The 14685-nt window shown below is 46.3% G+C and carries 11 protein-coding genes; 4 read left to right on the top strand and 7 right to left on the bottom strand.

Annotation, left to right across the window (positions count from 1 at the left end; genetic code table 11):
- Positions 1-2 precede the first annotated feature (2 nt).
- On the bottom strand, positions 3-2444 hold the full coding sequence (nirB, locus tag AR543_RS14050) for a nitrite reductase large subunit NirB (protein ID WP_060535110.1): 2442 nt from the start codon (positions 2442-2444) through the stop codon (positions 3-5).
- A gap of 95 nt (positions 2445-2539) precedes the next feature.
- Positions 2540-3031 (bottom strand): DUF4188 domain-containing protein, encoded by a 492-nt coding sequence (locus AR543_RS14045; protein WP_060535109.1) that lies wholly within the window; start codon positions 3029-3031, stop codon positions 2540-2542.
- Between the two features lie 290 nt (positions 3032-3321).
- Here AR543_RS14045 and AR543_RS14040 point away from each other — a divergent pair, with 290 nt between their 5' ends.
- Positions 3322-4218: a hypothetical protein gene (locus AR543_RS14040; protein WP_060535108.1), complete on the top strand. Its 897-nt coding sequence runs from the start codon at positions 3322-3324 to the stop codon at positions 4216-4218.
- An 80-nt stretch (positions 4219-4298) separates the two neighbouring features.
- Positions 4299-5528 carry a S8 family peptidase gene (locus AR543_RS14035; RefSeq protein WP_060535107.1) on the top strand — a complete coding sequence of 410 codons (1230 nt, stop codon included), beginning with the start codon at positions 4299-4301 and terminating at the stop codon, positions 5526-5528.
- 81 nt (positions 5529-5609) lie between these two features.
- On the opposite strand, the gene AR543_RS14030 is transcribed toward AR543_RS14035, so the two are convergent.
- Complete coding sequence (locus tag AR543_RS14030) at positions 5610-6497, bottom strand: LysR family transcriptional regulator (protein WP_060535106.1); 888 nt, start codon at positions 6495-6497, stop codon at positions 5610-5612.
- A 115-nt stretch (positions 6498-6612) separates the two neighbouring features.
- On the opposite strand from AR543_RS14030, the gene AR543_RS14025 reads away from it, so the two are divergent.
- A complete protein-coding gene (locus AR543_RS14025) occupies positions 6613-8010 on the top strand; it encodes an MFS transporter (RefSeq protein ID WP_060535105.1) in 1398 nt (465 codons plus the stop codon).
- A gap of 73 nt (positions 8011-8083) precedes the next feature.
- On the opposite strand, the gene AR543_RS14020 is transcribed toward AR543_RS14025, so the two are convergent.
- The 4 genes from AR543_RS14020 to AR543_RS14005 form a co-directional block, all read right to left on the bottom strand.
- Complete coding sequence (locus AR543_RS14020) at positions 8084-8434, bottom strand: MmcQ/YjbR family DNA-binding protein (RefSeq protein ID WP_060535104.1); 351 nt, start codon at positions 8432-8434, stop codon at positions 8084-8086.
- A gap of 291 nt (positions 8435-8725) precedes the next feature.
- Positions 8726-10069 carry a dihydrolipoyl dehydrogenase family protein gene (locus AR543_RS14015; protein WP_060535103.1) on the bottom strand — a complete coding sequence of 448 codons (1344 nt, stop codon included), beginning with the start codon at positions 10067-10069 and terminating at the stop codon, positions 8726-8728.
- A gap of 195 nt (positions 10070-10264) precedes the next feature.
- Positions 10265-11125, bottom strand: coding sequence for a Cof-type HAD-IIB family hydrolase (locus AR543_RS14010; protein ID WP_060535102.1), 861 nt, complete (start codon positions 11123-11125; stop codon positions 10265-10267).
- A 350-nt stretch (positions 11126-11475) separates the two neighbouring features.
- Positions 11476-13485: a TerD family protein gene (locus AR543_RS14005; RefSeq protein WP_060535101.1), complete on the bottom strand. Its 2010-nt coding sequence runs from the start codon at positions 13483-13485 to the stop codon at positions 11476-11478.
- Positions 13486-13745: 260 nt separating this feature from the next.
- Between AR543_RS14005 and AR543_RS14000 the strand changes: the two genes are divergently transcribed.
- Positions 13746-14483, top strand: a complete 738-nt coding sequence (locus AR543_RS14000; RefSeq protein ID WP_174703746.1) for a GTP pyrophosphokinase — start codon at positions 13746-13748, stop codon at positions 14481-14483.
- Positions 14484-14685 lie beyond the last annotated feature (202 nt).

Raw genomic sequence — 14685 nt, 5'->3', positions numbered from 1 at the left:
CCTTAGGATTGGGTCGTCGAAATCCGCACATCGTCAAACATTTTCTCGCGCAGGTTCTGATTATCCAGAATCTCATTCCACGGCTCCTGCACCTGACTCAGCGCCAGCTCGATTCGCTCGACCAGAGCATAGCGGCTGTCCAGGTCATTAACAACGACATCCATCACTTTTGGCAGACCGATTCTCTCAATCCAGTCCGAGGTTCGCTCCAGGTATTTGCCGGTCTCGCGGTAATACTGGATAAAAGCAGCTATAATCTCCAGCAGCTCTTCGTCTGTTTTTACTTTGCAAAGCAGCTCTGCCAGCCGTGCCTTGATTCCTCCGTTACCGCCGACATAAATTTCCCATGCTCCTTCATTACCGACGATCCCGATATCTTTGGTAGAAGATTCGGCACAGTTACGCGGACAGCCGTTAACCGCCATTTTGAACTTGGCCGGCATATCGAGTCGTTCGAATCGCTTCTCGATCAGCACTCCCATCGTAATCGAATCCTTGGTACCGAATCGACAGAATTGGGAACCGACACAGGTTTTTACAGTACGTAGCGCTTTGGCATAGGCGTACCCTGACGGCATTCCCAGGTCTCTCCAGATGTTGGGCAGATCTTCTTTTTTGATTCCGAGCAGATCGAGACGCTGTCCACCGGTGACTTTGACCATTTTCACATTATATTTAACAGCGATATCCGCAATCAGGCGCAGATCTTCGGGTGTGGTTACACCGCCATACATGCGGGGAACGACACCGAATGTACCATCTTTTTGGATATTGGCATGCATGCGTTCATTTACAAAACGGGAATCCCGCTCATCTACATGCTCAGCCGGCCAGATCATGCCCAGATAATAATTGAGTGCCGGTCGGCATTTGGAGCAGCCTTCTTTGTTGTTCCACTCCAGTGCATAGCGAACCTCCTGCGAGGTGATAAGTCCTTTTTCCTTGATCTCGCGTACGACTTCATCACGGCTGAGTGACGTACAGGAACAGATCGTTTCCTTTTTGGCAGCAGCAGAGTCATACTGATCACCCAGCACATACTGCAGAATCTGCTCAATAACAGGACGGCAGCCGCCGCAGGAACGACAGGCACTGGTCGTAGACTTGATCTCATCTACCGTCGTCAGCCCATTTTCTGTAATCGCATCGACAATTCGTTTTTTACTGACACCATTGCAACCGCATACAATCTCTTCGTCTGCCAGATCGGCGACTGTATTCTCTGTATCGGGTGCGCCCTGTCCTACTATGGCGGTATGAATTGCTTCAGTCATCACTGCGCCGGTACGAATCCACTGCTGCAGCCGCGACGCTTCACGTCCATCGCCGACCAGGATTCCACCGACGATGCGCCCTCCGCGCATAAGTACTTTTTTGTAAATTCGCCGCCAGTCATCATGCATCCGCACGACGGCCAGGTCTTCGTTATCCATAAATTCACCCGCCGAGAACACATCCACGCCCGAGATCTTAAGCTGGGTCGATACGACCGAGCCTTCATATGGCGATGTCTCAATATCGCATAGATGCTTGGCCAGTACAGCTCCCTGTTCAAACAAAGGAGCTACCAGACCGTAGGAGATTCCGCGGTGTTCGTTACATTCGCCTACTGCATACACATCGGGTGCTGAAGTACGCATATAATCATCGACCAGAATCCCGCGATTCACCGCGAGTCCCGCAGACTGAGCCAGTTCGATATTAGGCTTGATTCCTGCTGCCATGACGACAAACTCGGCTTCCAGTTCGGTTCCGTCTGCAAATCGTATTCCACTGACGCGCTCATCTCCAAGAAATTCAGCAGTTTGTTTGCCTGTCGCAAACTTGAGACCCTGGCTCTCTAGCTCGGCCTGCAGCATATGCGAAGCTACCGGGTCCAGCTGACGTTCCATCAATTCTTTGAACAAATGGACTACGGTCACATCCATTCCCAGCTTGAGCAGTCCTTTGGCTGCTTCCAGACCAAGCAGTCCTCCTCCGATCACAGCCGCTTTGCGGTATAGATCTGCTGCATGGAGCATTTGCTCGCAATCGGCAATATCACGGAATCCCACAATGCCCTGCTTGTCCACTCCCGGTACCGGCAGCATAAATGGACGCGAGCCGGTAGCAATCACCAGCCGGTCATAAGCGACAACCATCCCATTGCTGGCCTGTACTGTTTTGGATCCGGTATCTATAGCGGTTACCTGGGTTCCTGTGTACAGCTCGATTCCATGCGCATCATACCAGTCGCGATCATTCAAAATGATCTCTTCGATCGATTTGCTTTTTTCCAGTACGTAAGACAGCTGAATCCGATTGTAATTGGGATACGGCTCACTCCCAAATACCGTAATCTGATACATCTGTGGAGACAGCTTGAGAATATGCTCCACCGTGTTAATACCAGCCATACCATTTCCGACAATTACCAGCCTTTTCTTCCCATCCAGGTTTGTCATGTGTCGGCCTCCTTGTTGAGACAAGAATTCAGTTCAACCATTATTAACCTTCCAGTTTACTGTAAAATCAATCCGGTTACACTGCAATCGTATCGTTATGATGAATGGTCTGATTTATCCGTTGTCATGCGCTCTCTTGAAGTCTCTCGTCCTGCAGATACAGGTTTTAGCCGGCCTGCTTTACCCAGTCCAGAGGGGGGCATATTAATATAAATAGATTCATAGGCGCCTGCCTCTACCGCGTAGGTTTCATGATAAATCCCCACCGCTTCCCCCGCTCTGGCTTTGCGATTGAAGTCCTGCCACGCTTGTAGATGCTTGGCTCCACCGCGTGCATACTGCTCCAATTGTTCGTAGGAACGCCAGTACTGCACTATCGATAATCCACGTCCGGAGATAAAATAAGACGCGTCCAGAAAGCCCAAATCTTTATTCGCGTATAGTTCACTCAGCATAGGTCCCATCGATTGCATAACCGGCAGCCACCGATGAACAGCCAGCCATTTATTGATCCGCACTCCGATAATGAATACGACAAAGGAACCTTCGATTTCCGCTGTTTGACGACCCTTTATTATTGGACTCATCTTAATTATTGCTCCTTTATCCGGCTGGATTGTTAGTAATTACATATATTTTCTGGTTGATCGATTGCAGTTACAGACTTACCAACCAACTTTTCTATAAAGTATAACATTCCCTTGTGTAATTTCCGTTAAATATTATATTAGATTCCAGTAAAAGGAATATTCGTTTATAAGAACATATCAGTCACCTACTGGAAACAGACCCGTATGGCAGCTGCATCGTTAGGCAGCCAGGGTATATCATCTACGCTTATGCATCATACTAATAGGGGAACGAGGGGATAGTATCGATGAGAGCAAGTCGCATCCTGAAAAAAGCAGCACAATTCGCACGCAAGCCCGTTGTACAGGTTACGGGTGCAGTTGCATTAATCGCCATTTGTTTTCTGGCTCCGGCAGATATGATTTCTGCCCCTGAAGGCAGCGCCTATTTTGCAGAGAAGACAGCAGACTCCACTTCGGAGGATGACAGTAACATCATCCAAATTCCAACCGATCCTCCGACTATTGTGTCCCAACTTCCAGAAGCCGAAGATCCAGCAGGTGTCAGTTATGTCACCGGTGATATGGTCAGCAATGAGCCTGGTGGAAGACTGCCGATTAGTATAGCCGTAGAGAGACAAGTCAGCGATTCAGCCTGGCTGAAAGACAAGCTTACTATCGGCCCCAAAGAAGCGGCACTGACTGCAGATATGCTGCGCAAAGATGGCGGAACTATCGGCATCTTCGGTATGCCGCCTGCGGAAAAGAAACAGGTAGGAGATCTTTACTTTGTATTCAGGCAGCGGGCAGCAGAGCTATTCTCCGTATCTCATCAGGGTGTATTCATTTATGCATTGTACGGGCAGCTGATGCTCCCGCCTGATACCGTATCAACTCTGATCGGGGATTTGAATATACACCTTCATACCGATCACGGTGCCGCCAAGCCAGATGGCGCCCAGGGTACACCGATGGAATTCATTAATGATTTTCCTCAGGGAGGTATCTGGCTGAACTTGCCGGTAGAGAACCGCGATATCGACGAAAACGACCTGACACGGCTGAAGATTCATGCTACTTATCCAAACGGTCAAAAAGAATATCTGTCTGCCGAGCTTACGCATTACGATGATGAATATCCATATGGAATGAAATTTGAAGCCAAGCAAAATGCTATCTACACTGTCGTGCTGCCGGGTATCTGATCTGAAAAGACTTCATTAATGCTGGGAAAGCCTGTTTGCCGGATCGTCAGGCAGGCTTTGACAAGGAGAGTTATGATCCCATGACACTGACCATTCACACTGTATTCAAAAAAATGATATTGTTATCAGCATTAACTGCTGTTCCGCTTGCATATACTCTTCTTGGCTATTCTGCACAGCCGCTAACAGCTATCCTCGCTTCTCAAGATGGGACAGGACGTTATCTGGTTAGCTACAGCAACGAGAATGGCAAAGAGACACTCTCCCGACTCGCCGGCACAGCTACCCATTCCCACATGATTAATCTTGATTATCTGAGTATGGTAGCGATTACCCTGACTCCAGCTCAAAAAAGCGAGCTATCCCGGCAGCAGGGCATTTCACACATTGAACCAAGCGTCAAATATACGAATGCTATTCAGAGCAATTCGGTACAATCCGTCAGTGTGACCAAAGGAGAACAGGCTTCATGGGGATATCAGACCGTAGATGCCGAGATTGGATTCCAGAAACAATATACTGGAAAAAATGTAAAAGTAGCAATTCTGGATACCGGCATCTCGCCGCATTCCGATCTGAAAATAGCAAGCGGCATATCCACAGTCGATTATACGTCCGAATATACGGATGATAACGGACACGGCACTTTTGTCGCAGGAGTCATCGGCGCATTGAATAATGGCAAAGGATTGATCGGACAAGCGCCTGATGCCCAGCTGTACGCCGTGAAAATTCTAGATAAGCAGGGAAGTGGAACGACAGAGGATCTCGCCGAAGGATTGAACTGGGCGATTCAGCAAAATGTAGATATTATCAATATGTCTATTTCTTTTCCACAAGCTTCGCCTGCTGTCGAACAGATGCTGCAATCTGCCCATGGCAAAGGGATACTCATGATCGCTTCTGCCGGAAATCATGGTACCGCCGATGCTGCTGCCGATACAGTCGAGTACCCTGCACGCTCCCCTGAGGTGATGGGTATTCTTACCGTGGACAGTCAGTTGGAACGAGCTGATTTCTCCGCTTCCGGCAGTGAAGCCGATGTAGCTGCACCCGGTGTATCTATTATCAGTACAGCCAACAATGGCAAGTACGAGCTGCGTGACGGTACCTCTGTCTCTGCTCCTTTTGTTAGCGGACTGGCTGCTGTACTAAAAGAAGCGTATCCGAACAGCACCAACGAACAGATTCGTCAGGCAATTAGCTCGACTGCTGTTGATCTGGGCGTGCCTGGCAAAGATAATCTGTATGGATACGGCATGATCTCCTATCAGCACTTATTCGACTCCACTTCTCCACTGGGTAAATAGAACAATGCAATACAGCAGATTGCAGTACAGCCAAACAGACCCTATTCAACAGATGGAATAGGGTCTGTTTGGCTGTATACACTACTCTATTGACTGGTTCACCGTCTCAAAATAATCCACTACAATCTGGCGAAACTCCAGGGCAGCCTGCGAAATATAGCGATTCCGATTCCATAACAGCGCAATCTCCCTGCTCAATTCATTATGCTGCAAAGCCAGATAATGGATAGGCTCGTACGGATCTTTCGCAGTTCCCGGCATAAAAGCAATACCTATTCCCATCGCCACCAGAGTACCGAGTCTGGCGGGCTCGTCTCCTTCATAGACATACCTGGGTACAAATCCGGCAGATTGACAAGCGGCATCGACCTGATTACGTATACCGTAGCCTGTTCGAACTCCTACAAATGATTCTTCTGCAAGTTCATTCAGGGAAACACGCTTTCGTTCACACAACGGATGCCCTTTGGGAACAGCAACCAGAATCGGATCATTATATACAATCTGGCATTCAATATTTTCCCCATATACCGGTGGCGATGAGAGGCAAAAGTCCACTTCACCCTGCTCAAGCAATGCCGTCATCTCCTGCAGGGCTAGCATCTGTACATGAAATTGAATATCCGGTCGTTGCTGGCGGAATGTTTTCAGAATACCAGGCAATGTGCTTGCTGTAGTTACTGCCAGTTCAAGCGTGATGGATTGGCGATGAGCCAAATCCCTGATTTCCCGTTTCCCCTGTTCTAATTCCAATAATGCCTTTTCAGTACGCTGAAGGAATCGCTGTCCGGCTTCATTCAACCGCAAATTTCTCCCGGTCCGATCAAATAAAGGCACGCCCAGATCTTCTTCCAGCCGCTGAATTGTCTTGCTAAGCGAAGATTGGGTGACATGCAGATGCCGGGCCGCTTCGGTCATATGCTCTATCCGTGCTACAGTCACAAAGTATTGCAGCTGAAGCAGCTCCATAGGCTCACCTCCATTCATTCCTTGTAGTCAATGAGATCATAACATAAAAGGCGTTGGAGTAAATGAATCACCTCTCTTATGATGAAATTATCGTATTCAGAGGAGGAGTTATATAATGAGCAAGCGCAGCTGGTGGTTAATGATTTCGATCGGATTGGGTATTATGCTGAATCCATTGAACTCGTCGATGGTTGCTGTAGCTATTCCCAACTTGCAGCATACGTTTCAATTGAATTACACTGCCGTAAGCTGGATTATTTTTGCCTTTTATATTGCCAGTGCGGTTACCCAGCCGGTGATGGGCAGAGCCAGTGATTTGTTTGGCCGCCGGAAAATATTTCTGGCCGGGCTTTTGGTCTCTTTTATCGTCTCACTATGTGCTCCGTTATCGATAAGCTTTGGCTGGCTGATTGTATTCCGCATTGTACAATCTATCGGCACCAGCATGATGGTAGCCGTTGGCATGGCCATTGTGCGTATTCATATCACAGAGAAGCAGTCCACCGCTCTGTCGGTATTATCGATTTTTTTGTCCGGAGCAGCAGCGATAGGACCTTTTATCGGGGGATTATTAATGTACTGGTGGGACTGGCGAGCGATTTTTCTGGGAAATATTCCATTTGTGATCGCCAGCATGCTATTGGCCTGGAAAGTGATTCCGGACGACAAAGCATCGATACCTAAGGCAGACCGGCTGACACTTGGCAAATGGATGATCCGAATAGATGCAGCAGGCATCTTTCTTTTTACCCTGGGTCTGGTTGCTCTGCTGCTGGGAGTATTGTCTGCCCAATCCTCACATAGCTTATCTGTATATTCGTTTACGGTCGGACTGGCAGGTATTATTCTATTGGCAGCATTTATATGGCATGAGCGGCGAGCGGCATCTCCTTTTATTCCTTTGCGTATATTTGCTCGTCATCCTGCAATGACATGGGTTAATATCGAATTTGTGGTTGTTAATCTTATCTTTTATGCTGTATTTTTCGGGCTGCCCTCTTATCTGCAGATTGTACGGCATATCAGCGAATTGAATACAGGAATCCTGATGCTCAGTCTGGGAATATGCTCGCTGCTGGTCTCTCCTGTGGCCGGACGATGGATTGACCGCTCAGGACCAGGCCCTGCTTTACTCTTCTCTGCGATGTTCATGACACTGGGTTCTATAGGACTGGTTGCTCTGGGTCCTGATTCGGGCATGATCGGTATCTGTATGGCGCTAGGTGCTTTTGGCATCAGTAATGGGCTGAATAATGTTGGTATGCAGGCAGCTTTGTTTGCAGCTTCGCCCAAGGAGATCATTGGTGTAGCATCAGGGCTGTTCAGTACCTCCCGATATATAGGCACCATTTTGTCTTCCCTGCTGATCAGCATTGTAGCGGGAACACAATTTACCTTTGCAGGATTTCGACTGTTGGGTGTAATCCTGACCATTGCTGCTGTTCTGCTCGTATGTATGCAATGGCAGCGGTACAAGAGACATCAGCATATCAGTTCTGATACTCTCTCTTGAGAAAAGAAAGTCTGCTTCCCCGTCTCCCTGCTGCATAGCAGATAAAAAAGACACTGACTATTTTCTTGCCGGGTTAATCCTGTGATTTTTTCTTGCGGATTTTCGGCTGTGTGAGGTGATAGCTGTGTTCCACCATATCCTGGATCTCTTCCAGCGGAATCTCGCCTTCCAGATTCACAGTGTTCCAGTGCTCCTTGTTCATATGATATCCAGGCTGTACATCCGTATACAGGGTACGCAGAAAATCTGCCTTGAGCGGATCACATTTCAGATTCACACATAGATGACCATGACGCTGGAAAATAAGCGCAAATGACTTTTTATTGCCTTTATGCCGCATCACTGTCCATGTCTCATCAAACGGATAATCTTTGTACACTCCCGGATATGATAAACAATATTCGATGAATTGCTCTTCGTTCATTAGTAACCTCCTCTAGGCTTTACTGCTGTAAGATCCATTTATTCAGCATACAGGAAATTTCTATAGTCGGGCAATACGAGGACAGAGAATGAACGAAGAAACCGCCTGTACCTGTCCTGCCTAAAATTGTCTGTGCTTCAAACAAAACAAGCCAATTCCCTTGGCCCCAGGGAATCGGCTTGTTCGTTTAGAGAATACTTCGTATTAAAAAAGCACAGGAGCTGCCATTTGAACATAGATCTCTTATTTAATCAACCTTACTTAACCAACGATACTGTAAATCCTGATTTGTTATTTGGCCTGATGCAAATAGCTTGGAATCATTGTCTCAAAGGATGGGAAAGCATAAATAAGTTTGTCCGCATCTTCGGCTGTCAGACCCAGCGTAATCACAGGAGTCAGACTGTTGATGATCTCTAGCGCTTCCTGGCTGTAGGCTGCTGCACCGACCAGCTTTTGCTCCTGATTATAGATCAGTGTCAGATGGGCTTCGGTATCATTGCGTCCGGCAAAGTCCCACTGCTTACCCAGCTCGATCGGTTTGACTGTATACTCTTCTGATTGTTCCGCTTCTTCGATACTGATACCGATCTGGGCGATTCTCGGTACTGTAAAAGCAATCGTAGCAATAGGCGGATACTTAATTGGAGCATTGATCATACCCATCAGCGAACCGGCCAGGTATTTGGCTTCAAATACGGCTGTTGGTGTCAGGCGCGGCTGCGTTTTGTCAAGAATATCGCCTGTCGCATAGATATGTGGCTGTGATGTCTGCAGACGATCATTAACTACAATGCCGTGTTTATTATATTCTACACCAGCCGCTTCCAGATTCAGCTGATCTGCATTTGGCACACGACCAGTTGCGTTAATAACCAGACCTGCCGTTAGCTGCAGTCCCTTCTCCGTAGTAACTGTCAGCTCACTGCCCTGCTGCTCTACAGCAGTCACATGATCGTTGAAATGGAATTGAATACCGTCTTGTTTCATTTTTTCGATCAATTTATTGGCATAAGGCTGCGGAAATCCATTAAGTATATGATCCGAAGATTGAACAACATGTACTTCAGCCCCCGTTTTGACCGAGATCGAAGCCAGCTCCATCGATACATAACCGGCACCGATAAACACGATGCGTTCTGGCAATTCCGGCAAGTACAGGAACTCGTTGCTGGTCTGCATATACTCTTCTCCCGGTATACCGAGTGTAGCCGGACGGTGACCCGCAGCGATTACGATATTCTCTGCTGCATACTGCTCGTTGTTTACTTCAACCGTATGGTCATCAACGAAGCGGGCTTCTCCACGAATAATTTCGATACCGGCCTGCTTCAGATTTTGCTCCATTTTATCCGGCAGTGCTCCGAGAATTTTGTTTTTATGATCCATCAGCTTTTGCCAGTCCAGCTTGAATTCGCTGGTTAGTCCAGCTGCACCGAATAGCTCTGCATCTTCCATTACTTTGATCGGTCCATCCAGAATAATCTTGGGGTTACATCCGTAGTTGGTACATACGCCCAGAATTTTATCCCGTTCAATCATGGCTATTTTTTTGCCCGATTGGCTAAGCGGCAATGCTGCATTCCATGCTCCCTGTCCACTTCCAATAAAGATAATATCGAATTGTTTAGTCATAATGATCCTCCTGTTTTCTGCGAATTATTGTCCTGAATAATAGTTTTAATTAGTAGCGCGTGATTAATTAATACTACAAATGATTTTGTACCATCTATTTACTATTACCCAATAACAAAGGATTACCACAGCTTTGAAGAGGATCAATTTTATGAACGCCCGTTATCGTTTACTTTGTTGCCTTACAGGAAGGGATTATTTACAGTCGGTCAAACCGTATTTAACAAAGCTTTTATATAATCCATCCTGCTCGAGTGTATCGGTAATATCGTCTGCGATCTCCAGTAACCCGGGTCTCGCATTACCCATGGCAATTCCAATTGCGCAGTATTCCAGCATCTCGGCATCGTTCATTCCATCCCCGATAGCTATAGTCTGTTCACGGGACAATTGCAGATGATCCAGCAGATCGGCGATAGCTATCGCTTTATGTATACCGGGAATCATCAGCTCTCCGCTATTTGGGCCAAACATAGGCACTGTACATTGGATCACTTCGAATTTACCTTCGAACTCTTCACGGATCTGTTCGAATGGCAATGGGCTATCCAGAAAACATACCTTGTTAACATCGTCCTTATATAGATTGGATTCGCCGTAGGTGAGCCCGGCAATAAACGGATGCGGCATCTGTTCCATACGCTGCCTGGCGGCAGGGTCATTCTGAACATCTCCATAGATCAGCTGTTCCAGCTGAGGTCTGAGACCGGCACTCGCATACAGCGCGGCATTGGATTCCAGATAAAACTGGATACCATGCCGGTCAAAAAAATCCACCATATGACGTACATCTTCCGGTTGTACCTTTTTGTGGTATAGCACTTCATTTTCAATCTCTACATATCCCCCGCCTGCTCCAATCAATCCATCAAAACCGATATCCCAGATCGAATCATAGATTTCCGCCTTGGATCTTCCTGTACAGAGAAACAGCAGATGATTATTCTCCCGGGCTTGTCTGCAGGCTAATGCAGCGGATTCGGGTACATGCCCATTATCATCGACCAGCGTACCGTCAATATCGATAAATACAATTTTACGATCCGTATTATTCATAAGTTACCAGCTCCCTGATTTTGAAATATATTCGCGCCTTTTCTCTGCCCAGTTAACGAACAATAGGACTGTGTTTATTAAATAGCACATCGCCGAGAACAGCTATAAGAACAGCTTTCTACCCTATTGGTGAGTACTCTATTCGTACTGGAAGTACTTTGCACTTACTGGAAATGCTCTGCTCTTATTGTGAGTGGATCTACTTCTCACTTTAATCGTTGAAACGGGTTACATGTCAAATCATCTTCTCTCTCCTCTCACCACATATCAGAAGCAAAAAAAAGCTGCCGGAATTGAACCCGGCAGCTTTTTTATTCGGTTTATTTACATCTGCTTGCTAGGGAAGTCCTCTATTCTTCTACAACCAGTCCGTACATTTTGCAGGCTTCTTCCAAGCCACCCACAAAATACTTGTCAGAGGTTGTAAAAGCCCACTCTCCATCAATTTTGCGGAATTGACCCAGCACCAGCGTATCACATACGGCACTAGGCATATATTCAAATGTATGGTACAGATCCAGCTCATTATCGATAATCAGCTCGACCCGCTGTTTGTAGGCATCCAGAGAACCGATAATAATGATCCGCTGACAGTGATCCGGCAGGAGTGACAGATTCAGATACATCAGCTTTTCCCATGTTGTATCATTAATAAGACGTATACATCCACTGGCATGCTCGGGTTGATTGTAGAAGACCAGATCATCATCTCCCAGACACCGGTCATGCTCGTCCACGAGAAAGGCAGAGATATCGATATCAATCTCATCCTCGGATTCCTGTTTGGACAGCTTGAGCTTCAGCTCATGATTCGGCGAGACACCAATACGCGAACGAAGACGATCCTCGATCTTTTTTAGCTGCGTTTTATCCCAGATTTCCACCTGCAGCTGTTCAGCCAGCTGGAGAGCTGCACGGCTAAAGTAATTGGTAGCTACTACCATGTATCGTGTGCAGTTATACATCTGTGCACCTGCATACACTTCCTGAATCGCCTTGATCGGCACTACATTGTTAAAGCATTTGAGCTGTACCGCTGTCCGAATGCCTGCTTTGGTAATAATGAGGTCTACCCCATAATCCGGAGCATACGGATCACTGGTCGGCATGTCAACTTCATATCCGAGTTTGGTAAACAGATCCTGCATATGATATTCAAATGATCTGCCATCCAGTGCAATATCCTCGATAATACCTGGAGTGAAATCATAGCTCTCTGTCAGATCACTGATTCCGTACTGTGCTCCGATTTTCTCCATACCGGCATTATAGCCATTACCGATCGCATGGAACCGCCATTCTCCTTTGTACATATAGAGCGCGCCCAGCTCCAGCGCGGTGTTCTCCTGGCAGACGCTCATGTCTATAGAATAACGAAGAATCTCCCGGTTATCGTAGGTCAGCATGCGGATATACAGCTGCTCCGGCGCTCCACCTGGCATCACCAGGGTAAACAGCACTTTGTCCTGGCTGGCCTGTTCAATAGCAGATAGATTAATCATATACTGCTCCATGTCCTCTGTCGGCAGCTCCCTGCTGTCAATATGCGTCATGCCGATTGTAGATTTATTACCGAAAAAAGTAATATTTTCTGCATCCAGCAGCTTGTCATTGGTTAGCAGCATCGCAGTGCTGAGACACTCTTCTCCAAACGTTTTCCAGCCGACGCCGATTTTGATATTCATCTGCTCTACAGGTAATTTGGCACCTTTGATAATAGAAACAGAGCCTGACAGATCTTCGGTCCGGCTGATACGTACCCGCCCGCTCAGAGGCAGATCGGTTTTATTGACATATTGGGAGAACCGATTTAGTACTTTTCGATACAATACAGATGTAGCCAGACTGGATATTTTGGGAGCATGGGTAAGGTTTATATTTTTGGGCAGTGTACCTTCGCAGCGCAGCGGATAGCCTTTGATAGATACAAAGTTCCAGAACAGATGCGGCGCATGCATCGATTGAATAACCGATACATAGGGCGTAATCTCTTCATCGGTAAACCAGATAATATGAGTCAGCTCGCTCGTATGGAACAGATCAGAGAACAAATCGACCTTTTCATTCGCAGATGCGTCCTGTCCATAGATATTGTTTTTGGTATATTTAGGTGCACTTTTCTCGTTAAATTCCGGTAAACGGTAAAATTCTCCGCCCAGCTGTGCCAGTACCTGAATATCTCCATACATGGACAGCGGTGAGAATTTGTTGAATACGGTCTGCATATTGTTGCGTTTCATATATCGCTGCAGACTTTCCATTGTGTTGATAATAAAAATGTACTTGATTTTGGCTCCATCGACATCCTGGCGAGTTAGATAGGATTGGTACGATGCTCTGTAATTACGGACGGAACTCATGACATGACCCCTTTATTCTCTTTTTATGCCTCTGTATGATACTGTTCATCAATAAAAAAGCGAATCTTTCTGCTGATCGACAGAGAAAGATTCGCTCCTCATATGGTAGATTTTAACACTTGAAGCAATGATGGGGAATACAAATTTATCCATATTCATTTTATAGCGGTTCTATTTGTTTAGTAAACTTTCTTTTTGACTATTATTTAGGCATACTAAGTATATAAGGTTTTATGTTATTACGAGTACAGGAGAGAATTATGGAAAATCAGCTGGAACAGTTAAAGTTAATACGCAATAATATTACACGCTTTATGATGATGTATGAATTCGCCCTAAAAGAACTCACTACAAAAATCGAGATTCTGAACGATGAATTTCATGTACTGCATGAATATAACCCAATTGAGCATATCAAATCACGGATCAAATCTCCCGAAAGTATTATGAAAAAACTGCAGCGCAAAGGCTATGCCCAAAGTCTGTCGGATATTAAGGAGACTGTCCGGGATATTGCCGGACTGCGTATCACCTGCTCCTTTACCGAGGATATTTACCGGGTATGCGAGATGCTGACTAATCAGGCAGACATCCGCGTTATCGAAGTCAAGGATTACATCCGAAACCCCAAGTCCAACGGTTATCGCAGCCTGCATATGATTATTCAGGTACCTGTATTTATGTCCGATCGGCAGGAAGATGTCTATGTGGAAGTACAGATCCGCACAATCGCCATGGATTTCTGGGCAAGTCTGGAACACAAAATCTTTTACAAATATGAAGGTGCTGTACCGGAGCATCTGCTGAAAGAGCTCAAGGATGCTGCAGATTCCGCTACCGCTCTGGATTACAAAATGGAGCGGCTGCATCATGAAGTCCAATCGATCAAATCGGTTGACAAAACAGATCCGGAATATGAACTGGTTCAGAAGCTGACAGATAACAATCAGCTGAACATTCCGGAAGCGCTGATGAGACTGGTTAATCCATCTCTTTAATTGCCTTGTGCCGTCAGAGAACCATCATCCATTTATTCATGCATGATAGGGATGATGTAGTGTTCATGATCCATATTATTTCTATAATCAATATCTCTATAATCAATATCGCAATATCCATGATCACCATGGTGCATTGCATACAAGCTGCAATAAAAGTCCGCATTCGCTATATCGTCGAAGCGGACTTTTTATTGTTCCA

It is taken from the genome of Paenibacillus bovis (assembly GCF_001421015.2).
GTDB classification, from domain to species: domain Bacteria; phylum Bacillota; class Bacilli; order Paenibacillales; family Paenibacillaceae; genus Saccharibacillus; species Saccharibacillus bovis.
Note: the sequence above shows the minus strand (reverse complement) of the source record. Positions and strands in the feature narration are given on the sequence as shown.